General features: G+C 34.5%; 28 protein-coding genes, 6 pseudogenes and 1 riboswitch. Of the genes and pseudogenes, 16 read left to right on the forward strand and 18 right to left on the reverse strand.

Going from position 1 to position 22,845, the window contains the following annotated elements:
* Positions 1–73: 73 nt before the first annotated feature.
* On the reverse strand, positions 74–742 hold the full coding sequence (thiT, locus tag RCJ96_RS00415) for an energy-coupled thiamine transporter ThiT (protein WP_074606100.1): 669 nt from the start codon (positions 740–742) through the stop codon (positions 74–76).
* A gap of 84 nt (positions 743–826) precedes the next feature.
* A riboswitch (TPP riboswitch) is annotated at positions 827–928 on the reverse strand.
* Positions 929–1,122: 194 nt separating this feature from the next.
* Between thiT and RCJ96_RS00420 the strand changes: the two genes are divergently transcribed.
* The 3 genes from RCJ96_RS00420 to RCJ96_RS00430 are packed head-to-tail and all read left to right on the forward strand — an operon-like array spanning position 1,123 to position 3,519.
* Complete coding sequence (locus tag RCJ96_RS00420; protein WP_000060519.1) at positions 1,123–1,350, forward strand: FeoA family protein; 228 nt, start codon at positions 1,123–1,125, stop codon at positions 1,348–1,350.
* Positions 1,347–3,335: a ferrous iron transport protein B gene (gene feoB / locus RCJ96_RS00425; protein WP_446699711.1), complete on the forward strand. Its 1,989-nt coding sequence runs from the start codon at positions 1,347–1,349 to the stop codon at positions 3,333–3,335. Before RCJ96_RS00420 ends, feoB begins: the two co-directional genes overlap by 4 nt.
* A gap of 16 nt (positions 3,336–3,351) precedes the next feature.
* Positions 3,352–3,519 (forward strand): FeoB-associated Cys-rich membrane protein, encoded by a 168-nt coding sequence (locus tag RCJ96_RS00430; protein WP_000989595.1) that lies wholly within the window; start codon positions 3,352–3,354, stop codon positions 3,517–3,519.
* Positions 3,520–3,598: 79 nt separating this feature from the next.
* On the opposite strand, the pseudogene RCJ96_RS00435 reads toward RCJ96_RS00430, so the two are convergent.
* The 7 genes and pseudogenes from RCJ96_RS00435 to RCJ96_RS00465 all read right to left on the reverse strand — a co-directional run.
* A pseudogene (locus tag RCJ96_RS00435) lies at positions 3,599–3,691 on the reverse strand (IS3 family transposase); the annotation flags it as partial.
* A 109-nt stretch (positions 3,692–3,800) separates the two neighbouring features.
* Positions 3,801–4,189, reverse strand: a pseudogene (locus tag RCJ96_RS00440) (EndoU domain-containing protein).
* A complete protein-coding gene (locus tag RCJ96_RS00445) occupies positions 4,186–4,395 on the reverse strand; it encodes a hypothetical protein (RefSeq protein ID WP_370648076.1) in 210 nt (69 codons plus the stop codon). Before RCJ96_RS00445 ends, RCJ96_RS00440 begins: the two are co-directional and overlap by 4 nt.
* Positions 4,369–4,690: pseudogene (locus tag RCJ96_RS00450) on the reverse strand (WXG100 family type VII secretion target); the annotation flags it as partial. The gene RCJ96_RS00445 and the pseudogene RCJ96_RS00450, both read right to left, overlap by 27 nt.
* A gap of 144 nt (positions 4,691–4,834) precedes the next feature.
* Positions 4,835–5,977, reverse strand: coding sequence for a S8 family peptidase (locus RCJ96_RS00455; protein ID WP_416504486.1), 1,143 nt, complete (start codon positions 5,975–5,977; stop codon positions 4,835–4,837).
* A gap of 46 nt (positions 5,978–6,023) precedes the next feature.
* Positions 6,024–6,455 (reverse strand): hypothetical protein, encoded by a 432-nt coding sequence (locus RCJ96_RS00460; protein WP_001095277.1) that lies wholly within the window; start codon positions 6,453–6,455, stop codon positions 6,024–6,026.
* 48 nt (positions 6,456–6,503) lie between these two features.
* Positions 6,504–6,977, reverse strand: a complete 474-nt coding sequence (locus RCJ96_RS00465) for a hypothetical protein (protein WP_000933426.1) — start codon at positions 6,975–6,977, stop codon at positions 6,504–6,506.
* A gap of 296 nt (positions 6,978–7,273) precedes the next feature.
* Between RCJ96_RS00465 and RCJ96_RS00470 the strand changes: the two are divergent.
* Positions 7,274–7,393, forward strand: a pseudogene (locus RCJ96_RS00470) (DUF3967 domain-containing protein); the annotation flags it as partial.
* A gap of 118 nt (positions 7,394–7,511) precedes the next feature.
* Here the strand turns inward: RCJ96_RS00470 and RCJ96_RS00475 are convergent.
* The 3 genes and pseudogenes from RCJ96_RS00475 to RCJ96_RS00485 form a co-directional block, all read right to left on the reverse strand.
* Positions 7,512–8,857, reverse strand: a protein-coding gene (locus RCJ96_RS00475; RefSeq protein WP_416504485.1) for an IS3 family transposase whose coding sequence is annotated in 2 segments (ribosomal slippage) — positions 7,512–8,416 and positions 8,416–8,857 — 1,347 coding nt in all. Because the reading frame shifts where the segments join, the coding sequence is not laid out codon by codon here.
* A 56-nt stretch (positions 8,858–8,913) separates the two neighbouring features.
* A pseudogene (locus RCJ96_RS00480) lies at positions 8,914–9,006 on the reverse strand (YolD-like family protein); the annotation flags it as partial.
* 144 nt (positions 9,007–9,150) lie between these two features.
* Complete coding sequence (locus tag RCJ96_RS00485; protein ID WP_074606857.1) at positions 9,151–9,729, reverse strand: lipoprotein BA_5634 family protein; 579 nt, start codon at positions 9,727–9,729, stop codon at positions 9,151–9,153.
* Between the two features lie 402 nt (positions 9,730–10,131).
* Between RCJ96_RS00485 and RCJ96_RS00490 the strand changes: the two genes are divergently transcribed.
* The 5 genes from RCJ96_RS00490 (at position 10,132) to RCJ96_RS00510 (ending at position 13,103) form a co-directional block, all read left to right on the forward strand.
* Positions 10,132–10,797, forward strand: a complete 666-nt coding sequence (locus tag RCJ96_RS00490; protein ID WP_000110284.1) for a PspA/IM30 family protein — start codon at positions 10,132–10,134, stop codon at positions 10,795–10,797.
* 228 nt (positions 10,798–11,025) lie between these two features.
* Positions 11,026–11,430, forward strand: coding sequence for a DUF350 domain-containing protein (locus RCJ96_RS00495; RefSeq protein ID WP_000220322.1), 405 nt, complete (start codon positions 11,026–11,028; stop codon positions 11,428–11,430).
* A 22-nt stretch (positions 11,431–11,452) separates the two neighbouring features.
* Complete coding sequence (locus RCJ96_RS00500) at positions 11,453–11,959, forward strand: DUF4178 domain-containing protein (protein ID WP_416504484.1); 507 nt, start codon at positions 11,453–11,455, stop codon at positions 11,957–11,959.
* A gap of 12 nt (positions 11,960–11,971) precedes the next feature.
* Entirely contained in the window at positions 11,972–12,787 is an 816-nt protein-coding gene (locus RCJ96_RS00505) for a DUF4247 domain-containing protein (protein ID WP_074606855.1), read from the forward strand.
* Between the two features lie 97 nt (positions 12,788–12,884).
* Positions 12,885–13,103, forward strand: coding sequence for a hypothetical protein (locus tag RCJ96_RS00510; protein WP_074606853.1), 219 nt, complete (start codon positions 12,885–12,887; stop codon positions 13,101–13,103).
* Positions 13,104–13,199: 96 nt separating this feature from the next.
* On the opposite strand, the gene RCJ96_RS00515 is transcribed toward RCJ96_RS00510, so the two are convergent.
* Both RCJ96_RS00515 and RCJ96_RS00520 read right to left on the reverse strand, forming a co-directional pair.
* Positions 13,200–14,072: a YitT family protein gene (locus RCJ96_RS00515; RefSeq protein ID WP_000411239.1), complete on the reverse strand. Its 873-nt coding sequence runs from the start codon at positions 14,070–14,072 to the stop codon at positions 13,200–13,202.
* Positions 14,073–14,258: 186 nt separating this feature from the next.
* Positions 14,259–15,293 (reverse strand): YdcF family protein, encoded by a 1,035-nt coding sequence (locus RCJ96_RS00520; RefSeq protein WP_074606851.1) that lies wholly within the window; start codon positions 15,291–15,293, stop codon positions 14,259–14,261.
* A 706-nt stretch (positions 15,294–15,999) separates the two neighbouring features.
* Here RCJ96_RS00520 and RCJ96_RS00525 point away from each other — a divergent pair.
* The 3 genes and pseudogenes from RCJ96_RS00525 to RCJ96_RS00535 all read left to right on the forward strand — a co-directional run.
* A pseudogene (locus RCJ96_RS00525) lies at positions 16,000–16,200 on the forward strand (S-layer homology domain-containing protein); the annotation flags it as partial.
* Between the two features lie 43 nt (positions 16,201–16,243).
* Complete coding sequence (locus RCJ96_RS00530; protein WP_446699740.1) at positions 16,244–16,330, forward strand: excalibur calcium-binding domain-containing protein; 87 nt, start codon at positions 16,244–16,246, stop codon at positions 16,328–16,330.
* Positions 16,331–16,414: 84 nt separating this feature from the next.
* The gene (locus tag RCJ96_RS00535) at positions 16,415–16,648 is read left to right on the forward strand and encodes a spore germination protein (RefSeq protein WP_139302725.1); all 234 of its coding nucleotides are present in this window, start codon (positions 16,415–16,417) and stop codon (positions 16,646–16,648) included.
* A gap of 164 nt (positions 16,649–16,812) precedes the next feature.
* Here the strand turns inward: RCJ96_RS00535 and cydB are convergent, their stop codons facing one another.
* Positions 16,813–17,841: a cytochrome d ubiquinol oxidase subunit II gene (gene cydB, locus RCJ96_RS00540; protein ID WP_074606847.1), complete on the reverse strand. Its 1,029-nt coding sequence runs from the start codon at positions 17,839–17,841 to the stop codon at positions 16,813–16,815.
* Positions 17,831–19,180, reverse strand: a complete 1,350-nt coding sequence (gene cydA / locus RCJ96_RS00545) for a cytochrome ubiquinol oxidase subunit I (RefSeq protein WP_001286162.1) — start codon at positions 19,178–19,180, stop codon at positions 17,831–17,833. The genes cydB and cydA overlap by 11 nt, the downstream gene beginning before the upstream one ends.
* Before the next feature lie 224 nt (positions 19,181–19,404).
* On the opposite strand from cydA, the gene RCJ96_RS00550 reads away from it, so the two are divergent.
* Entirely contained in the window at positions 19,405–19,968 is a 564-nt protein-coding gene (locus RCJ96_RS00550) for a beta-class carbonic anhydrase (RefSeq protein ID WP_000838159.1), read from the forward strand.
* Here RCJ96_RS00550 and yidD read toward each other — a convergent pair.
* On the reverse strand, positions 19,965–20,201 hold the full coding sequence (yidD, locus tag RCJ96_RS00555; protein ID WP_000809329.1) for a membrane protein insertion efficiency factor YidD: 237 nt from the start codon (positions 20,199–20,201) through the stop codon (positions 19,965–19,967). The two genes, RCJ96_RS00550 and yidD, sit on opposite strands and share 4 nt — an antisense overlap.
* A gap of 128 nt (positions 20,202–20,329) precedes the next feature.
* On the opposite strand from yidD, the gene luxS reads away from it, so the two are divergent.
* Entirely contained in the window at positions 20,330–20,803 is a 474-nt protein-coding gene (luxS, locus tag RCJ96_RS00560) for an S-ribosylhomocysteine lyase LuxS (protein WP_416504482.1), read from the forward strand.
* 474 nt (positions 20,804–21,277) lie between these two features.
* On the opposite strand, the gene RCJ96_RS00565 is transcribed toward luxS, so the two are convergent.
* Together RCJ96_RS00565 and ytzI are read right to left on the reverse strand one after the other, a co-directional pair.
* Entirely contained in the window at positions 21,278–21,508 is a 231-nt protein-coding gene (locus RCJ96_RS00565) for a YczI family protein (RefSeq protein WP_000911967.1), read from the reverse strand.
* Positions 21,509–21,710: 202 nt separating this feature from the next.
* On the reverse strand, positions 21,711–21,860 hold the full coding sequence (gene ytzI, locus RCJ96_RS00570) for a YtzI protein (protein WP_139302724.1): 150 nt from the start codon (positions 21,858–21,860) through the stop codon (positions 21,711–21,713).
* 83 nt (positions 21,861–21,943) lie between these two features.
* Here ytzI and RCJ96_RS00575 point away from each other — a divergent pair, with 83 nt between their 5' ends.
* Both RCJ96_RS00575 and mutTA read left to right on the forward strand, forming a co-directional pair.
* The gene (locus RCJ96_RS00575; protein ID WP_074606838.1) at positions 21,944–22,261 is read left to right on the forward strand and encodes a hydrolase; all 318 of its coding nucleotides are present in this window, start codon (positions 21,944–21,946) and stop codon (positions 22,259–22,261) included.
* Positions 22,262–22,345: 84 nt separating this feature from the next.
* Positions 22,346–22,825 carry an antimutator 8-oxo-(dGTP/GTP)ase gene (gene mutTA, locus RCJ96_RS00580; RefSeq protein WP_000276389.1) on the forward strand — a complete coding sequence of 160 codons (480 nt, stop codon included), beginning with the start codon at positions 22,346–22,348 and terminating at the stop codon, positions 22,823–22,825.
* The last annotated feature ends 20 nt before the right edge of the window (positions 22,826–22,845 follow it).

The following is a 22,845-nucleotide window of genomic DNA, read 5'->3' on the forward strand; positions in this document are numbered from 1 at the left end:
AATGGTATTTATTTTCTTTTGCGTATTTATTGTATTTTTAATTGATATTACGATATGAAAAAAAGAGCGCTCATTAAGCGCCCTTTTTGTTTGCATTTATTTGATAAGCATTGATGCTCTTGAATAAGCGTGGTGAAGTAAGAAATAAAAATATAAGTAAAACGGTACATAGAATATAGGAACCAATCATTGTACTACCATTTACGATTAATGAATATAGCACAGCTGATTGACCTTTCGGTGCATATTGTCCCCAGAAAATGATACCAGCAATAAAGTGACAGAAATAGCGAGCAAAGCTACCGATAAATGTAGCAAGGATAATATAACCAAGAACTTTCTTACCTTCGTTTTGTTTTGAAGAAGGTTTGTCTTTACGGCTACCTAAATTTGATTGTTCTAAGTTATTTTCATTAGACGTTAAAAGTGCTTTTTGAATTGGACGATAGAATAAGCCAGCAAATCCAATAAAAGCAAAGGCAATGAAGTACTCAATGAATGCTTGAACAGGTGTTAAAATGTAAGCATCTCCCACGACAATTTGTAATAGTCCCCAAACTAAACCACCTAAGAAAGCTGATTTAAAGCCCCAGCGGTAAGCAATAATAAAAATAGGAATCATAGCAAATGAAATGGAACCGCCTGTTGGAAGTTTAAGTGATAATGGTAAAATATCGATGATCATAGCGAAGGCTGCAAGAATAGCAGATTCGATCATCGCTTGTAAATTGGTGTTACGCATGTTGTCTCCCCCTAAATCCAAGTTGTACAAAAAAGAATAGATATCATAGGAGGATACGAAATACGTAAATAAAAGAGGTATGTATTTCGGACGTTTGCACAATCCCTGCGTTAGAATTAACTAACAGGTTCGAAGGGTCGGAACGAAGTGTTCCCTCTCAGCGGCATAGCTCCCCCTGTGATAACGAAATTCTTTATTTGCTACTGTTTATTGTAAGCGAAATGGATGAGAATGGCAAACGAATACAGTATGACAATGATTGAAATAGAATTGTAGCGAAATGTTAATAAATATGAAGCAAAAGGGTATAGTACAAGAGAAATAGAGTGTGCTATAATTTGTCTGAAAATAATTATCATTCTCTTCTGAGGGGGAAGGTTATGAGCTTAGTAGATATTAAAATCGGTGAGAAAGTGTTAGTAAAAAGCGTTCAGTCGTTAGATCAATTATTAAAGAGAAGACTGGCTGCTTTTGGTCTTTCGGAAGGAAGCGAACTTCGTATGAAGCAAAAAGCGATGTTCAAAGGTCCTTGTACATTGGAGTGTCGTGGACAGTTAATTAGCATTCGTCATTGTGACGCGAAAATGATAAAGGTGGAATTAGCGTGAATAAGGTAGCTTTGCTAGGGAATCCGAATACAGGGAAAACATCATTATTTAATGCACTTACTGGTTCTTATGAATATATAGGAAACTGGAGCGGTGTAACAGTAGAAAAGAAGGTTGGTAAATTAAAAGATAAGCAAGGAACATTGATTGATTTACCGGGTGTGTATGATTTGAATCCAGTTTCACGTGATGAAGGTGTTGTAACAAACTTTCTACTAACAGAAGAATTTCAGCATATGTTAAATATTGTGGATTCTTCGCAATTTGAACGAAATATGCATTTAACGTTGCAATTACTTGAATTTGGTAAGCCCGTTTCAATTGGTTTAAATATGATTGATGTGGCGAAGCAAAGAGGAATTGTAATTGATGTAAAACGATTATCAGAACTATTAGGTGTAACAGTCGTTCCTGTCGTTGCAAGAAGTGGCAAAGGTTGTGAAGAACTACTTGCGACTCTTAAAGAAAATGACAAAAACGAGAAAAAGCCATTCCTTATTTCATATGGTGTACAAATGGATGAAGGAATTGGAGAAGTAATTGCTCTTTTAGAGACAGTGAATTACGAGCATCCGAGATGGTTAGCGCTTCAATTTTTAAGCAATAACGAAGTAGTAGAAAAAGAAATGAAGGTATTACCAATCTATAAGGAACTCAAAGCCATTCGATCTCGCTTAGAAGAAAAACTTGATTGTACGTTGGAAGAGCATATTTATAAAACTCGTGAAGCGTATATTGAAAAGTTAAAAACAAATGTTATGAAGCATGAGAAAGAAGGAAAAATTCCTTTTTCAGAAAAAATTGATAGATTAATTACACATAAAATTTTAGGACTTCCAATCTTTTTAGCAGTTATGTTTTTTATTTTTCAGGTTACGTTTACGTGGATTGGGACACCGCTGTCAGATATGTTAGATGAGTTTTTTGCTGGACAGCTTACGGATTGGGTGACAGCTGGACTTACAAGTATCGGAGCTTCTGATTTTATTCAAGCACTCGTTACAGAAGGTATTATTGCCGGTGTTGGTGCTGTATTAGTATTCGTTCCACAAATCTTTGCACTATTCTTTTTTATTTCATTATTAGAAGATTCAGGGTATATGGCGCGAATTGCAGTTGTTATGGATAGAATTATGGAGTTCTTCGGTTTAAACGGAAAAGCGTTCATTCCGATGATTATCGGTTTTGGCTGTAATGTTCCAGGTATTATGGCAGCGAGAACGATTGAACAAGAAAAAGAACGTTTACTTACAGTTCTTGTAACACCATTTATGTCTTGTTCAGCACGTTTACCTGTATATGCACTGTTTGCGGGAGTATTCTTCCCAAAAAGTCAGGCAACTGTTGTATTTTCTTTATATGTTGCAGGTATTGCTCTAGCGTTACTCGTTACAAAAATTATGTCTCTTACCATTTTAAAAGCGGAAAAATCTATTTTCGTTATTGAGCTACCTCCTTACCGCGTACCACAAGCGAAAACGTTATGGTTAAGTACGTGGGAGAAAGGAAAAGGATTTGTTCGTAAAGCAGGTACATTTATCTTCGGTGGTTCGGTTGTCATTTGGTTATTAAACTATGCAGGTCCATCAGGATTTGGTGTTGATATGGGAGACAGTTACTTAGCAATGATTGGTGGATTTATCGCACCACTATTTGCACCACTTGGCTTTGGAACGTGGCAAGCTGCAGCTTCCCTTTTAACAGGATTTTTAGCGAAGGAAGTTGTCGTTTCTACAATGGCCATTATTTATGCGGTGAAAGAAGATGTGCTTGGAAATGTAATGGGAGCACATTATACAGCATTGTCAGCTTATGCATTTATGTTCTTTATTTTATTATATGTTCCGTGTTTAGCGACGGTAGCTGTTATTAAACGTGAAACAGGATCAGCGAAATGGACGATTTTCTCAGTCGTGTATCCACTCGTAGTTGCTTATGTATTAACGCTCATTATATACCAAGTTGGATCCCTACTCGGATTCTAGAAGGAGATGTATTGTGATAATGGTCAATATTATAATTGGAGCTATCATTTTTGGTTATGCAGCATACACGTTAGTTAATTTTGTAAAGAGAAGTAAAAAAGGAAAATGCGCGGCATGTTCTTTAAATAAGTCATGTCAGTCGAATACTTGTAGTCCGGATATGGAGCAAATTGCTCATAAATAGAAGAAAGCTTTGCGAATTTGAATTGAACCCAAAAAGTTAGACAAATATATTAAGCAGCTAATAAGGATTGAACTCTGTATTACACAGGGGGCAATCCTTTTAGTTTTGTTTTAATTCTTTTGTGATTGTAGTAATCAATATAAGTTTCTAGTTCTTGCTTAAATTGTTCCATTTACTGCTTGTATTTTATCTTTTGAAGAAAATTTAGCCATAAAAAATGCACCTCCAATTGTTAATTATGTGTCTAACAATTGGAGTGCACTTCATTACAGGCAGTCTTTTTAATTTACTTCAATATCTCGTCCTTCTGTCATCATTTTATTTCTCCAAAGCAAAAGGAATCTCCTAAATTCTGAAGTTTCTAATTTACATTGATATTTGGTGGACTAATGTAATAATTAATCGCGCTCGTATATTTTGGATAAGCAGTGGTAATTTCTCCATTTTCAATAATCATCTCAACCTTAAATCCAGAGGAAGTTTGCTCTACGTATTTATTTGGAGCGATTTGAACAAGATTGGTATATGCTTCTTTAATAGAATCAACTACCTGGACTCTATTCCAATCCTTAGGGAAAAATGAAGATTTAGCTTGTTTTACAATACCATCAACCTTTAGCTCTGCAACATATACTCCTGCAGGATTTGGTGGCCTAGTAACGCGAATTATCTCTCCCCCATCATATTCTCGTGAATAGTGTCTTTTATTTTATTCACATCTTTATACGCTGCATCGATACCATGTTTAAATTTATCATATAAAGACTCATCGGAATTTTTTACTTTACTAAGATCCTCATAAGTTTCCTTGAGACCATGCCAAACCTTGTCACGTAAAAATCCATCATTTTTCTCACTATTTAACTTACCACACATTGCTCCTTCTTCAAGATTTCCATCATATGAAGCATCTGCGGTACGGAATTTTTTCGGCAATTCTTTTCAAATTCTCTTCCACTTTTATAATCGAATTGATAGATGTAAAAGCTTTTGGTCTTGCATCATTGAACATTTGAATGAACTGTTGGTTAGAGGCACCAATCCATTGAAAACACAAATGATCTATTTCATTACATAAATTATTATGTATAGTTTCTCATGCGATGCTGGTATTATTTGCACAATTAGCAACTTCTTCTAGCATTTCAGTTGTTACTTTGATTTGAACCATTTCTTTCCTCCCTTTCCCCAAATTAAAATTATGAGATAAAAAGAAAAAATGTAAATACGGAAACTTTAGATTAGCATAATAATATTTGTGTTAAATAATGTTAAAAGGTGCACTCATATTTAAGTGCACCTTTTAACATTATGTTTAATCCGCCATATTTAGAGCGTAGTCTACATTTATCTTACCATTACCATATTCAAAAGCATTACCAAGAGAAATAGCCGCTTTATTCATAATCTCTCTAACTTGTTTATTTGATAAATAAGGGTTCTTTTCAAATATTAATGAAGCAACGCCCGCGACGTGGGCTGCTGCCATAGATGTTCCGCTATCTAATCTGTAATTTCCATCTTTCCATGTACTTAAAATATCAACACCAGGTGCCATTAATTCAAGTTCATTACCTTTACTTGAAAGAAAACCGCGTGCATCATTTTTATCTAAAGCTCCGACAGCAACTACTGATTGGAATTTTGCAGGATAAGAAATTGTATTTCCGTCCTTATACCCCTCATTACCAGCTGAGGCAATTAATAAGATACCCTTTTGATAAGCCTTGTCCATAGCTTCTTTAAAAAATGCTGACTCTTTCTTTCCTCCTAAGCTCATTAAAACAATATTTACATTATGTTCAATGGCCCAGTCTATTCCCTTTACAACTGTACTGTATTTTCCATTTGTATATTTATCTAATACTTTTACGGCATATAAATCTACATTAGGTGCTATACCTGTCATTCCTAATTCATTATCTTGTGCTGCGACAATTCCTGCTAAATGTGTCCCGTGACCGTTATCATCATCAAAACTTGGGTGATTCTCTACAAATGAAATACCGTCTTTTATTTTTAAATCTGTATGTTCTGTATCAATTCCCGAATCCAATATAGCAACAGATACCCCTTTTCCAGTGAAAGGAATAGTGTTGATGGATTTTGATTGTGTCATTGAGGGATTAGTTTGAGTATTACTATCCCCAAGGGCTTTAATAGTTTGATCTACTTCCACTTCACTAACATTACTATTATGTTTTAAAACTTTTTCAGGATTATAGGAGAATTCAGCTTTAATAATAGGTAAATTTTCAAAGGTTTCCTTAATAACACCACCATGTTTAATGATAAGTTGTTCGTCAACTGTGTTATTAAACATAATTAAGTAGTCTTTTTTTATATCATGTTCAGCAGCAAATACGTTTTTTTCATTTAATCCACCAATAAAAAAGATTAATAAAGAAAAAATAGTAAAAGCAAATAAAGGTAAATTATGAATAGTTATTTTTTTCATCGAATGTTAGTCCTTTCAAACGTAAAAATAAGACGCATATTGCGCCTTATTTTTGTGATTCTGAAATTAAATACTCACAAATGTCTGTATGTATACCTTGTCGATTCGTACGCTTTAATAAAATTAAAGGTTTTACATCTTCAGGTAAAAATGGAGTAATAAGAGATGAAAATGCTTCAAAAGTTGGAGCATTTTCTATAGATAGTCCATTAAAACCTGTAGTATCTAAATGAGAGTATTTAGATAACATGGCTTCTTTATGAGATTCAAAATATTTAATTCCATCTTTTTCTAATTGCTCTGATTGACGTCTTAATTGAAGAGAAAAAGCACTTAGAATATCTACAAAAATATTATGTTGTTCTCTAGAAAAATTATAGTCAATCATATAATCATAGAGAGGGTTGTCATCAATATTAACCATTTTTTTCAATAGTTCAATTTGATATTTTAATAATTCGAATTCATTCGTGTTCATGTATATCATCTCCATACTTCTATAAGGTATCAATACTATTATTACACATTATAGAATAACAAATAAAATTCCTTCCGCTACTACATCTGCTGTAGAAGGTGTTATGCCGCAATCATCAATTAAAAAGTTTTTTAATCCTCGTTTAGCTACATTTTCTGTGTACTCTAAATAGTGGGCAATTGATAAACGATTTTCTTTTACAGCGTTCTTATATTTTGCTTTACCTAAGTATCCAAGAAGGCTTTCTAACGCTTCACCGCCCCATTTTAAACCGTAAATTAATCCTTGCTTTTTCCAACCTTGAGCAGATACCTCGCCGTCTTCATCTATATCAATTGTTGGATTTTGATTTAAATCAGTCACATTGTAGTTTGTTTGTGGGAAATTCACAACATTATTTTTCACAGGTGCATCTGTTTCAGCAGCAAAAGAAGAAAGTGGTGCAACTGTTAAAAGTGCAGCGAATGCCATTGAAGCTGGGATGATTTTCTTGAATTTTGATTTTAAGTTTAGGTTTAACATAAGTGTATAATTCCTCCAAAAATGTTTTTTTAAAATAACGATTCCAATTGTTGCATATTTTATTTAGGGCGTCCATGCGATATGCAATATTGCATTTATAAATGTATATATATTATTTATTGGGTAAAATATTATTTTTTATGTCTGTTCTTTATTAGAGGGGATTAAAATAAAAATGGTGTCATTTATTTAAGTGAAGTGAAGTTACATCCAAAAATCATTTTCTTTAACTGTTTTAAACCCTCTTCCGATTTGAAATAGTTATCTTCTTAATTAATCAAATCCGTTGTAACGTTATGACGGACGAAATTGTTTATTCTGCTAGTGAAGTATCCAAACGACTAGGAATAAGTGATAGCACTCTTAGAAAGTACATGGAAGTATTGCAGTGCGAAGTAATAAAGGGATATAAAGATGGTATGTATAACATTAATGGTAATTAGTGGATTTCAGGTGAGTGTGTAAGGTTCGAAAAATAAAACAAGAGCCGTCCTTAATTTGAAGTGACCCCCGAAAGTTAGACAGGTCGTTTCATTAGGCAGCCTCTAGGGTATGAGCCCGGTATTGTACTGGGCTCATACCCTTTAATTTTGCCTTAATTCTTTTATGATTATAGTATTCTATATACTTTGCTAATTCTTGTTTGAAATGTGTTATACTTTCAAATTCTTTTCGATACAGAAATTCCGATTTCATGATACCGAAGAAATTTTCAATAACGGCATTGTCATAACAGTTTCCTTTGCGAGACATACTTTGAGTTATGCCACGATTCTTAAGAGAATGACGGTATTGTTTCATTTGATAGTGCCAACCTTGATCAGAGTGAATGAGGAGTTTATCTGGATCGGTTACACAATAAAGGGCTTGGTCCAACATCGTTGAAACAAGGGAATAGGTCGGTCTGGAACCAATTGTATACGTGATAATTTCACCATTAAATAAATCCAACATTGGTGATAGGTATAACTTCTCCCCAAATAACTTAAACTCCGTAATATCTGTAGCCCACTTTTCATTTGGTTTTTCAGCTTGGAAGTTGCGATTTAAAATATTTGGCGCAATTTTCCCAACTGTCCCTTTGTAAGAGCGATATTTTTTCATACGAACCAGACATTTTAACCCTAATTCTTTCATAAGGCGATATACTTTTTTATGATTTACTTTGTGTCCACGATTCATAAGTTCATCACGAATACGACGATAACCATAACACCCATCGTGTTCATTATAAATAGCTTGAATCAGTTCTTTTACCTCCTCATTTGGATCAGGACAATTAAAACGTTTCATCCAGTAATAGTACGTACTACGTGGAATGTTTGCGAGTTGAAGTAACTCCTTGATAGGAAATTCATGCCTTAACTCGTAGATTACTTGCGCTTTGTCTTGTTTGGTGATTTTTCTTTGTTTTGAACTAAGGCATTCAACTTTTTTAAATATGCATTTTCCATACGTAAACGCTCATTTTCCGCTTGTAAAGCTTCGATTGATCCTTCATCTACTGGTTTTATTTTTTTATCTTTCATGGTTGGACGCCCCTTTTTCTTTGATTGTAGGGCATCCAATCCTCCTGTTTCATAAGCTATTTTCCATTTCCGAAGTGTTTCATAAGACGGTATATTGAAAAGTGCCGCTGTTTCTCTGATAGATGTCCCGTGTTCATTCATATAATAAAGTACATCTAGTTTATACTCGGCTGGGTAGAATGTATAGCACTTTTCAAAGGCCTTTTCACCTGAAGATTCATATCGTCTAATCCACTCAAGAAGTACGCTAGGAGTAACTCCTATAGATTTAGCAATTGTTTTTCCACTTTCTGTACCATCTAAATATCGTTTCACTGCTTGAATTTTTTCTGTTGAAGAAAATTTAGCCATAAAAAATGCACCTCCAATTGAGGGGTGGCTCTTGTTTTATTTTGCATCAATAATATTAACGTCATATTATTGTAAAATGCATCCGTACAAATTATAGATTTATTCAGCGGATCAATGTCAACGACAGTCATATAGTTAGTAAGTAAAAAAAACACCTTCAGTACCTTCTAGATATCGTTTTATTGCTTGTATTTTATCTTTTGAAGAAAATTTAGCCATAAAAAATGCACCTCCAATTGTTAATTATGTGTCTAACAATTGGGGTGTACTTCAATGTCGCAAAGCTTTTTTTATTACTTCTTAATTTTTACAAGTTGTGATGATTCTACACCATTCTTTCCAGGGAATTCTTTACTTGGATCCTTATCGAATTTTAATACACCTACAGATTTTTCTTCACCTTTTACATTTCCGTAAGTTGCATCATCAACAATTGCGAACATGTCGGCATATGCACGGCTACTTCCGATAATTGTGTTGCCTTCATATTTTAATTTTGCTCCATCAAGTGTAGCATTTTGTACTTTTTCTTTAGCAAATAATACACCTTGCTCTGTTGTTACAGCTGGTAATTTATCAAGTGGTTTCGTATCGTCTTTTTCATCCACTTTGTTAAGCAACTCTTTTTTTACAAGTTCTTCACCAGTTTTCTTATCCATGACAAGAACTTTTTTACCTTCTAATGTTGTCATTTTCATTTTATAGAAGTCTTTTTCTTTCACTTCTTTTTTGTTTTTATCTGTAATTTGCTGAACTTGTTCTTCTGATCCGTAAATTACAAAGCCGTTCGCTTTCTCTCCTAATAAAGAACAACCTGATAATGCTCCAAGTGAAATTGCTGCTGCTAATCCGATTCCTACTAATTTTTTCATGATGATTTCTCCTTTTATCTGTTTTATAGTAAATACAATTTTTGTATTAGTTCCGAAATGATGAGAAGCTTGTTTGTTGCTTCTAGTATTAGTGTATAAGAAATAGGGAGACGCAACTATCGAGTTAGCTTACAGTAACATTACAATAATGTAATTTAGTGAAAGTGCATAAAAATAAGGCAATTTTGAAGAGGATTAATGAGAATATATTAGGAATACAATGTTTTATCTGGAATGTCATATTATATTGGCTGTATTTTGGAAATAACATGTAAGGACATATTAGTTTTGTTATAATAAACATATAGCTGTAAAAATGAATATTCTTTACTGTTAAGGGAGATTTTTCAGTTTTCCAAGTAGTGAATTTGAAATATGAGGTAAGTCATAGGAGGAATTAGAATGTCTGTATTTAAACGATTAAGAGATTTAACAATGTCGAATGTGTATTCATTAATTGAAAAAGCAGAAGACCCAGTTAAGATGACGGATCAATATTTACGCGATATGCAAGCGGATGTACAAGAAGCTGAGAAAAGTGTAGCAGCTCAAATCGCGCTTGAGAAGAAATTCAAAATCTTATTTGAAGAGCAAGAAGCACTTGTGAAAAAACGTGAAGAGCAAGCTCATATGGCTGTTCAAGCTAATAACTTAGATCTTGCGCGTCGTGCTCTTGAAGAAAAACAAAGCGCAGAGCAAAAGATGAATGAGTATAAAGCAAGCTATGAGCAAAATAAAGTTGCTGCTGATAATCTTCGCCTGAAGCTAGAAGAAATGCGTAAGCAATTAACAGAGCTGAAAAATAAACGTGAGACACTTGTAGCACGTGTAAATGCGGCGAAAGCACAAAAGAATATTAATCAGGCGATGTCTGGATTTGATTCAAACTCAGCGAAAGCTGGTTTAAGCCGTATGGAAGAGAAAGCTCTTCAATTAGAGGCTGAAGCAGAAGCAAGCGGTGAAGTGTACAAGAAAGAAAAATCATTAGATGATGAATTCGCAAGCTTAAACAAAAATTCTGCTGTTGACGATGAATTAGCTCGTATTATGAAGCAGTATGAGAAATAATATAGAATAGAGACAAATGAACCGACATGTCTAAACAAATTCATGTCGGTTTTCTATTACCCCGCATTAACGGGCAGTAAGATTCCCACCTTTACTTTTTGTGAAAGCAGAGAGGTGGGGGGAGATCTACTGCCCGTAAATGCCCGATTGGTTCAACTAATAATCAGCGGGGAATGAACACCTCCCCACTGATTAAAGTTTCACTTTATATTTAGAGGAGGTTTTGCAATGACATGGACAAATGTATTAGCCATGCTTGTATGGACTGGAGCGAGTGCAGTACTTTTATTTGCAATTATGTGGGTTGATTCGATTTTTACAAAATACAATGATTTAAAAGAAATAAAAAATGGGAATACAGCTGTAACAACTCGTTTCGTCATGAAATTATTCGCGCAAGGGTACATTTTATCTCAATCGATAACGAAAGCAAATGACTTATGGCAAGCGCTACTTGCATCAGCAGTTTCTTTCGTTATTTTATTAGTGGTAGAAATGTTTATCGAATTTGTGTTAAAGAAAATGGCTGGTTTAGATTTAGAAGAAGGTACGAAAGAAGGCAGTGTTGCGCACGCGATGTTGGCCGGATCATTACATATTGTGGGTGCACTTATTTTAGGTGCTTGTTTATAAAGAGAGAAGGAGGGGGTAGATCATGAGTTTATTTAAACGAATTAAAAATATAATGAAGAGCCCAGAGCCGCCGAAACCAGAGAAAAGCTTGTTAACGTTAGCTCCTGGCGATATGGTTGAAGTTTCATTAGTCATGTACGAATTAACTGGGAAAACGAGTATGCATTCTCGTAAAGAAATTGTTTTAACACTGCAAGACGGGAAAGATATTCGTTATTTAAAAATTGAAGATCGTGAAAATACGTATTACAAATTGTATACACCAATTGATGGTCGTTTAGATTCAATTGATGAAATTCCGACGACAATAGAAATGGATGAAACAGAGTACCATATGGAAGAGCAATATAACGGACGTGTTGTTGTAATGGGGAAAACACCATTCTCTGCTTCAGAAGAACAGTATGTATGGGAATTCCAATCAGATAATCGAAAATTATTACGTATTGAATGGCAAAATGGTCGCACAATGATGTATGAGGGAGAAGCAATTATTCCTGCTGATGTACAAATTATAAGAGCAACGTAAGGGGGCGTAATCATGTCAAACCGATTGTTTACCATGATTAAATCGTTCGTGATCCCTATACTTGCTATCGTTACATTACTTGTTGTTGCTGGATATGCCTTATCAGGTTGTCAGGGCGGGCAGACAAAGTCGATTCAAGACCGTTATCCGCTTGAATCTGTCGCAAAGGAAGGTAAACAAGAATCTTACGTGTATAGGGCCGCCAATCGGTCAGTTCCTGAAGTCGCGAAGGAACTCATGAATGAAAGAGAACCGAAGCAAGCATCTAAAGAAGACGAAAATCAAATGTTCCTCGTTTATTCTGATAAGATTTATAATCTGCAAAAGGATAAAGAGAAGCCATCTGATACGTTAATTGAAATAAGTAATAAAGAATTTGTCCGTCAAAATTATCAACCGTCCTTCCTACAAGGGTATATTATGGGAAGTATTTTAAACGATATATTCGGTTCACGAAAATCATCGTACGGTGATTATCGCGGATATAATGACAGACAAAGTCATAAACCAGTTATTCCAGAGAGACCACCTACGAAAGAAGAAAAGAAAACTCCGCCTCCAATTACGAAGGAAGGGAAAGGGTCTATCATTAAGCGTGGCGATAATGTAGATTCGAAATCTTCTGTAGGAGATACAGGAAGTATTACGAAAAAAGGAAACAGCACGCCCCCGCCTTCTACTGGAAGCAAAGGGAAAATTACGAAAAATCCAGGTGGTTCAAGCGGATCAGATGTGAAGCCGAAATCATCTATTAAAACGCCGCCAAGGAATACATCTCCTCCGAAAACGAGGGTCGGTGGTTCAGGAAAGATTACGAAGAGAAGATAGTGTAGAGACCGAAAAGTGAAATTTGCTTTTTGGTCTTTTTTTTATGGAAATTAATTCCTTATAGCTGGTGCAATGAAGTTATAAGGAGGAGATTATTATGACTATGTATAAAAGATTTAGTGTAATTATGTTCCTCGTCTTATTCTTAAGTTTGTTTATTAGCACAACGATGAAATTTCACTTTGTAGTAGGTATTCTATGGATATTATGTACATGTACTCTCTTTCTATATGTTCCACTTCGTTTTCAACAAGAAGTGCCCGCCTTTCAAAAATATGTAGCATGGATGAAAAACGGAGGAAGATGGGGCGAGTAAAAATATATCAACGATTATTGGAATATATCGACTTACTGACAAATAATAAGAAGAGGGTGTGCCAACATATTGGCACACCCTCTTCTTTCATAACGATTAATGAATATCACGTTTCTTAAAGTTACCGCCTTTTACTTCTGCTACGTCATAAACTGTAATAAAGGCGTGTGGATCGATTTCATTAATAAGTTCTTTCATTTTACTTTCTTCTAAACGGTTAATTACACAAGAAATTTCTTTGAATTTCTCTCTAGAATAACCGCCGTATACTTCGTTATATGTTGCACTTCGGCCTAAACGATCACGAATTGTTTCTACCATCAATTCAGGCTCTTTCGTAATGATTTTAAATGCTTTCGAACCACTTAAACCAACTTCAACGATATGAATCACTTTCGAAGCAATAAAGTAAGCAATTGCCGAGAGGATAGCTCCTTGAAGACCGAATACTGTGGATACGAAAATAAATACGAACATGTTTAAGAATAAAATAAGGTCACTCGTTCCAAATGGTAACTTACGAGAAAGCAATACAGCTAGCATATCGATTCCATCTAATGCTCCGCCGTTACGTAATGCTAGTCCCATACCAAAACCGATAATGATACCACCAACAACTGTAACTAATAATGTATCGCCTTCAATAATAGCTGGTATTCCGTGCATGACAACGGTACCTATTGCTAATGAAGCAATCCCGATAATGGAATAAATAGCGAAGCTTTTACCGATTTGCTTATATCCTAACCAAACGAAAGGAATGTTAATAATTGCAATTAGAGCTCCTAATGGCAATCCAAATAATCTTGAACTAACGATACTTAAACCAGTTACACCACCGTCTGATACGTTATTTGGAATTAATACCGCTTCTAATCCGTACGCTGTGATAAATGCCCCAATAATAATCATCAAAGCTTTTGAAGCGATTTTAAGCTTATTGGGCTTGTTTTTGATAATTTTCTCCATATGATTTCCTCGTTTCAAACTAGTTTCTTATTTGTTACGTAATTCACACCTAATTTCCATTTTAACATTTAATTTGAAAAAATTCTCTTTAAAGGGTATATGCAGGGAATATTATCACCATATTATCTTTAAAATATTTTTGAAATAAGTATAAGAAATCCCATCCTTTGAAAGGATGGGATGCTATTAAGAAAATATAAAACTAAGTACTGATACAAATAAAGCGAATCCTAAAATAACTCCGCAAAACTTCATATGACGTTTACGCCCCATTACGACAATTGCGACGTATTCACGAATCATTGCATTAGGCCAATAATAAAAGGCAGTTTTTGATCCAATTCCTTGGCTATTAAGACCAGCTTGTCTTGCGTATATACCAGCGCGGAAAAGGTGGAAGTTGTTTGTTGTAAAGATACTTCTATACTTACCTTCAGGTTTTAAAGAATCCATAATTTCTTTAGAGAACGACATATTTTGATATGTGTTGACAGAACGATTTTCCTGTACTGTATGTTCAATTGGAATACCTTTTTCAACAGCGTACTTTTGCATCGCTTCTGCTTCAGGAAGTCCTTCATCCGGACCTTGGCCACCAGAGAATATAATTGTTGGTGGTGTATTCACCGCTGCTTGTTTCCAATAAAAGTCGATTGCTTTATGAATACGACTTGCAAGTAAAGGTGGTACTTTATCATTAATTAAGCCACTTCCAAGAACGATGATGAAATCTTGATTACGTCTTGGTCTGTTGAATTGATATAGAAAATAAGCGCTTAAGAAGTTAGATAAGTGTATAAAGAAATATACGGTTATAAGAGAAATACCAGCGAAAATAGGCTGGAAATGTGATGAGAAGAAACTTGCTGGACTTATGAAAAGGAATAATATAGAGAATAAAATACCTAAAGCAGCAATAAGTGTTAAACAGTTAGTAAAACGTCTGCCTTCTCGTTTCATTAAAATTCTCGCATTCAGAAATAGCCCAAACATTAAAGCAATAACACCGAAAGGAATCATAATGATAAGTGCTAAAATAGGTAAGACTATAATATAGCGTAGGACATCACTACTTGAATTCACAGATATAATTACACAAAAAAGAAGGAAAAAACAGATAAAGGTATTAAATAAAAAGCCGTTTATTATTTTTCGTGGATCTTTTAAATAGGAGATAAGAAAAATAATAAACAGTATAAGAGGGATAATTCCAAAAGACATAAATATAGTACACCTCAACTTGTATAAGAATTTGACATACCTTTTATATTACATGATTTTATAATTGAAAATGAAAGAAAAAGGATTTCGAATTTTCTCAATAAAATATATGGATACGTATGCTACAATATATTCAAAGCGATATATTAAAAGTAAAATGGTTGAAGAGACACTCTATGGAGTGTCTTTTCTTTTTCGTATGTAATTATGCATATTATATTTATTTTCAAGTGAAGAGGATTAAAATATAAGTGGTAGACATACTTTATAAAACAGAATGTAATACAAACATTTCCCTCTACTTTTTGTATCTAACAATCGTATAACAATAAATAATTCTGTTTTATAGTGTCTGTTTATGAAAGGTGTCTTCTTTGAAGGCACTTTTTTTGTTTAGTATAGATAGTTTTTACTGTTAGCATAGTGGAAACTATCTATACTAAACATTAGCAATCTTCCGTATAAATATTATCAATTTACTATATATTCCAGTGGTGTTAACCTACATATGAAAGGCTTTCTTTTTCAAAATATTACCCCTAATAAATTTTTGAAGAAGTCAACTGTCTCCAAAATTGCCATTCATGCTTAGCAAAAAAGAATCCTGCAGGATTCTTTTTTGTGTTCGACAGAATATGGCAAAATACATTTGAATAATTTGTTATATTGTTAAATGGTTATTATGGAAAGAGAAGGAGACTTAAGTATGAGATTTAAAAAATTAATTTTAACAGGTGCACTTGTTGCAACTACAGCATTTACTTTAATTGGAACAGCGGAGGCAAGCGCAGGTTTTAAAGATGTTCCAAACAATCATTGGTCTTATAAAGCAATTATGGATTTAGCAAATAAAAACGTTGTTGCTGGATACGGAAATGGGATTTTTGGATTTGGTGATGATGTAACGTTTTGCTAACTGTAAAGAAGCAAACGATGCGGGATATTATGATATTACAAGAGATAGTCCATATTATGGTAAGCATTTAGACCGTGATGGCGATGGAACTGCTTGTGAGAAAAAGAAAAAAGGTAAATAAGAAAAAAGCACTCAGTTTGAGTGCTTTTTTCTTATGGAAACATGCTATTTTGTTAGGCGCTTTTCATAAAATGAAAGTAAGGAAATGAAAGTGGGTGACAAAATGCCGTCAGTTGTGGAAGGTGTTATTATTGAAAACTGTAACGGAACGATTAATTTAGGAGATAAATATAACGTGCAGCCGATTGAAAAAACGAAAGCTTATAATGGATCGGGATCATCGAATACAGGGATTAAAGTACAAACATTTAGCGGGGTTAGTACAGCGGATGTAGGAGATAGCGATGTGAATGATCAGGGAATACAGTTTACTTTATAGAGAAATATGCAAAATTGCATCAAATGATGAACTTACCCTATGCTACAATCTAGCTGTGAGCTGTTAATGATTCTTCTGTATTATAGTTGTTAGATTAGAAATATAACATCCTATCGAAAATCATACGTAAAAAAAGACACTTCAACCGAAGTGTCTTTTTCATTTTAGTGATACCCTTTAGCAGAGTCTTTATGAATTTTATTTTTAAAGATACTGTAGCTCCAAAGTTGATATCCAATAACAATTGGTACCATAACCATTGCAACGAAGAACATAATTTTTAAGTTTAATTGACTACCAGCTGCGTTGTATAACGTTGTACTATAAGCATCATTAATACGAGATGGTAGCATTCTTGGGAACATACCCGCAAAGCCAGTTGTCATAAACATTGCGATTGTTAAGCAAACGAATGTGAATGCAAGACCGATTTTATGTTTGTACACCATAATAAGCGCGAGTACACTCATTAACATTGCAAGTACTGGAAGAATGAATAGTACCGGGTACTCTGTGAAGTTTTGGAATAAATTTGTACGATTTGCAGTTGCTACATAGAAAATAGCTAAAATGATAGCAGTTGCCATTGAAAATGGTCTTGCGATTTTATAAGCACGGTCGGATACTTCACCAGTCGTTTTAATCATAACCCAAAGGGCACCGGATACGACGAATATAGCAGTGAAGAACAACCCTCCTAAAATACCGTAATGATTTAGTAAGCTAAGTAAATTTCCTTCATAGCCATTTTTTCCGATTTGTAGTCCGTAATAAAGATTAGCAAATGTAACACCGAATAGGAAAGCAATTAAGAAACTACCAATTGCAAATGCCCATTTACAAGCTTTTTGCCAAATTGGTGAATCATCTTTATGCATGAATTCCAGTCCAGCAGCACGAGCAAATAGTGCAAGTAATACTAAGAATAACGGTGTATATAAATAACTAAACATATTTGCATAAGTGACTGGGAAGGCAGCAAATGTTGCACCACCAGCTGTAATTAGCCACACTTCATTACCGCCCCAGAACGGGCCAATTGCTTCTTGTAATTGATTTCGTTCTTGTCGATCTTTCGTAACGAAAGGAAAAATCATTCCGTTACCAAGTGCATACCCATCAAGAATGAAGTAAACTGTCCAAATCACGCCCCATAGACCAAACCAGATGATTGCAAGCATATCATGAGACATGGGCCACGCCTCCCTTAGTAGCAGGTTCTTCTAATGCTGCTGGTCCTTTTTTTGCGAACTTCAGCATTAAATATACGTCTGCGATTAAAAGTAAAGTGTAGAACAAGATTAAACTAATTAAAGAGAACCAAATTTGCGGGACAGATATAGGTGATACAGATTCTGCTGTACGCATTAGTTTATAAACTGTCCATGGTTGACGACCTACTTCGGCAACAATCCAACCAGCGTTAATTGCGATATATGGTAGTAAAACAGACCATATTGTAATTTTTAAGTAACGTTTTGAGTTTTCCAGTTTTCCTTTTCGGTTTAAGTAGAAACCGTACCAAGTTAATGCCATAAAGAACATACCAAGTGCAACCATTAAGCGGAAGCTATAGTACACAAGGTTAACATTTGGACGATCTTCTTTCGGAATATCTTTTAAACCAACAATTTCGCCATCAAATGAATTTGTATAGAAGAAACTTCCTAACTTTGGAATCGTAAGGAATTCAAAGTTCTTTTCATTTTTTACATCAGGAATTTGAACAATCGAGAAGCCTTGTCCTTTCCCGGTTTCCCAAACAGCTTCCATCGCAGCACCTTTAGCTGGTTGATATTTAGCTGCTGATACACCAGATTGATGTCCTATAAACGGTGTAATTGTTGCGGCGAATAAGCCTAACATTAAACCAAATTTAAATGATTTTTTGAAGAATTCAACTTCATTTTTACGTAATAAGTGATAGGCACTAATTGCCATAACGAAGAAAGCACCAACAATATAACAACCAATTACAGTATGGAAGAACATATTCCAAGCGTATGGATTCGTAACGAGTGCCCAGAAATCATTTAATTCAGCGCGGCCGTTACGCACGACGTAGCCAACTGGGTTTTGCATAAAGCCGTTTGCTGTAATAATCCAAAGGGCGGAAATATTTGTTCCAAGTGCAACCATCCACATACAGAAGGCACGGAACTTTGGTGAAATTTTGTCTTTACCGAATAACCATATTCCCATGAAAGTAGATTCTAAGAAGAAGGCAACGAGTGCTTCGATTGCGAGAGGGGATCCGAAAATATCTCCCATATATTTGGAGTACTCAGACCAGTTTGTTCCAAATTGGAATTCCATCGTAATCCCGGTTATAATCCCCATTACGAAGTTAATTGTAAATAATTTACCCCAGAAATTTGCCATTTTGCGGTATGTTGGATTCAATGTGCGGGCGTATTGAGTTTCCATACATGCTACTAAAATGACAAGTCCGATTGTCAAAGGTACAAATAAAAAGTGATAAAAAATAGTAATTGCAAATTGAAAACGACTCAGTAACAGAACGTCGGACATAATAAATATTCACTCCTTTTTTACATTATCTACAATTAGTTTATAGTGAAAATAGGATTATAGTATGTGAGACTTGTTACAAAGCTGTGTGTATATTTTGAAAGAATTATGTCGATTATCTGAAAATATCTTATTTTTACTATAAAGCGATATCCTTTTTGAGTTTTTCATATTTTGGTACACTATTCATGTAGTGTAAACGAGAGAAAAGAGGGCCTTTTACTATGAAGTCATTAGAAGAGATTTTGCAATACAATGAGAAATTTGTGGAAGAGAAAAAGTATGAAGAGTTTGTAGCGGGGAAATTTCCAAACAAAAAGATGGTAATTATTTCTTGTATGGATACAAGACTTGTTGAACTATTGCCGAAAGCGATGAATATGCGTAACGGCGATGTGAAAATTATTAAAGTAGCAGGTGCTGTTATTTCACATCCTTTTGGAAGTATTATGCGTAGTATTTTAGTCGCTGTATATGAACTTGGCGCTGATGAAGTATGTGTAGTTGGTCACCATGATTGTGGTATGGCAAAAATTCAAGCAAGCAGTACAATTGAGAAAATGAAAGAACGCGGTATAACAGAAGAGAAATTAGATATGCTTCGTTATTCTGGAATCGATTTAGAACAATTCTTGCGCGGCTTCTCTAGTGTGGAAGAAAGTGTAGAACATAGCGTATCAGTACTTCGCAACCACCCATTACTTCCGGAAGAAGTACCTGTTCACGGTCTTGTTATCGATCCTGATACAGGAAAATTAGATTTAGTTGTGAATGGTTACGACAATTAAGAATGTACTTTGTCATCCTTTTTATCTGGGACAGGATCAAATCCTCCTGGGTGGAAAGGGTGACATTTTAATATACGCTTACAAGTAAGCCAAAAGCCTTTGAATGCGCCATGCTTTTGAAACGCCTCTAATCCGTAATGAGAACAAGTTGGATAGAAACGGCAAGTTGGCGGTGTCATCGGAGAAATGAACTTTTGATAAAAGCGTATAATCCCAATAAAAATCTGTTTCATAATGGTCTCCTTTTCGGCATATTCTTAAAGTATTATAGCACGACTGTACATAATACTTTACTAATGTGCATTTCCGTTATATCATATTGGATATAACGGAATTAAATTAAAAGCGGGAGAGATGTTGTATGCCATCAGTAGAAAGCTTTGAATTAGATCATACGATTGTAAAGGCACCTTATGTAAGACATTGCGGAGTTCACAATGTAGGTAGTGACGGTATTGTAAATAAATTTGATATTCGTTTTTGCCAACCGAATAAACAAGCGATGAAACCAGATGTTATTCATACGTTAGAACATTTATTAGCATTTAATTTACGTAAATATATTGATCGTTATCCGCATTTCGATATTATCGATATTTCACCAATGGGCTGCCAAACAGGATACTACCTTGTAGTAAGCGGAACACCAACAATTCGAGAAATTATTGATTTATTAGAATTAACATTAAAAGATGCGGTTCAAATTACAGAAATTCCAGCTGCAAATGAAACACAATGTGGTCAAGCGAAGCTTCACGATTTAGAAGGAGCAAAACGCTTAATGAACTTCTGGTTAAGCCAAGATAAAGATGAACTTGAGAAAGTATTTGGATAAGAAGAAAAACTGCCTGTAAAAGGGCAGTTTTTTTTGTGGCATGATAATAAATGAAATTATATCGACGATTTTCCAAATATATCGAACACAACTTGAATTATATCAACGATTTTTTTAATATATCGACTTATCGACAAAAACTGACAAAAAATAATCCCTATTTTATTACTTGCTTGTAAATACGAAATTGCTCAAGATTTCATTCTATACGTAGCGAAGGTAGTTTGATATGAGAGCGAAGAGTGTAAGAATAGAGACGAAAAAAAACGGAATGCTTATGGATTTTCGTCCGGATATAATTTCGTTAATTCCGACAAGAATAAAGAAACAACTGAGAATAAATTGTACGTATGGGAGAAGTGAGAAATGATCGGTAATCTGGATATAAGTGCAAAGAAAGAGTATGAGAAGCGTGAAAAGTCCTAAAACAATCCGTAATCCAGTTAGCATGTAATTCCTCCTTAAATAGATTATTTACCGGAAGAGTTCTGACAAACTAAGAAATAAAGCACCAGATCCAGCGAGAAAAGCAAGTATGCCACTAGATTTTCTGTCTTGTTTTATTTCTCCTAGTCCTATAGTGAAAGCCATTAATCCTAAGAAAATGAACATATAAGGCATCATTTCTCTATTACCAGTAAAATATCCGTATATTGTTATACATAATGCAATGAGTGCAAAAGTAATCTGTAATCCTTTTAGCATATATATTCCCCCTGTTATTTTATATAGCTAATAATGAGGAAAATCCAAATAAATCCGGTTCCTAAATCTTTTTCTTTATTTGTTTAAAAGGAGTAAAGTTCCTAATAGAAATTGTGAAAGTGATAGGAAGTTATGTTGACCTGCTAGTAAACGAATACTGGATATGATGTGGCCTAAAATAAGTAGTAGTATACGAAGCGTATTATGAATTCTTCTTGCTCTTTTTTGTATACGGGTTATCTTCTGGTTTATCGACGGAATGTTTATAAGCGTAGCCTTTATTAATCGTCATGACGGAGAGTACTAATATGACTAGGACGATTATAATACCGATAATTAATATTTTGAGCATAAAATCCCTCCTTTTCTTTATTTTACATAATTTTGTAATTAATGAAAACAATAGAAATTAAAAGGATGAAAGAAGGGTGTTACATGGAGCAGAAAAAAACATATTATATATCAATAGCCAACGGTCAAATTTCACAAGCGAAGACAGCGGATACGTATAATTTTGAGATTTCCGCAAATGATGAGGAAATTACGGAATTAAGAGAGTACTTCGATCAAGCATATGTAGAGGATTTAGGTTCATTTGTACGCTCCCACGTTCCATTTGTTGAGTATCATCACGATTCAAATAATGACCGATATGATGAACAACTACAAAAAGCATATAAAATGATTTACGATTTAGGAAATCATGAGACGAAAGAATTAGTCGCGCAAATGGGAATAATCAATGGATTATAATTGGATAATATTATGCAGAAAAGCGAGAATATGCTACAATTTGTGGTAGGAAAAACTTGTAACCATCAATAGGGGAGTAATGGCATGTACAAATTTAAAGATTATTACCACAACACTGTACAATTATCGTTTGAACGTTATCCATTTTCTCCTGAGCCAAAGCATGTTTGGGTTGTATGCCGGTACGGGGATCAATGGTTATTAACGCATCATTTACGTCGCGGTCTTGAATTTCCGGGTGGAAAAGTAGAACTAGGGGAAACACCGGAAGAAGCGGCAGTTCGAGAGGTTCATGAAGAAACCGGCGGCATAGTTTCTGATTTAACTTACTTAGGACAATATAAAGTATCTGGAAAAGACAAAATAATCATTAAAAACATTTATTTTGCAACAATTAGTGCGGTAGAACAACATACGCATTACGAAGAAACGAAAGGATCTGTTTTATTAACAGACATTCCTGACAACATTAAAACGGATAGAAAATTTAGCTTTATAATGCGCGACGATGTATTGGCGCGTACGATGAAACATATAGAAGAAATCGGCTGCTTTACGAAGTAAAGTGGCCGATTTCTTTTTTT

Source organism: Bacillus sp. BSL6 (assembly GCF_052928345.1).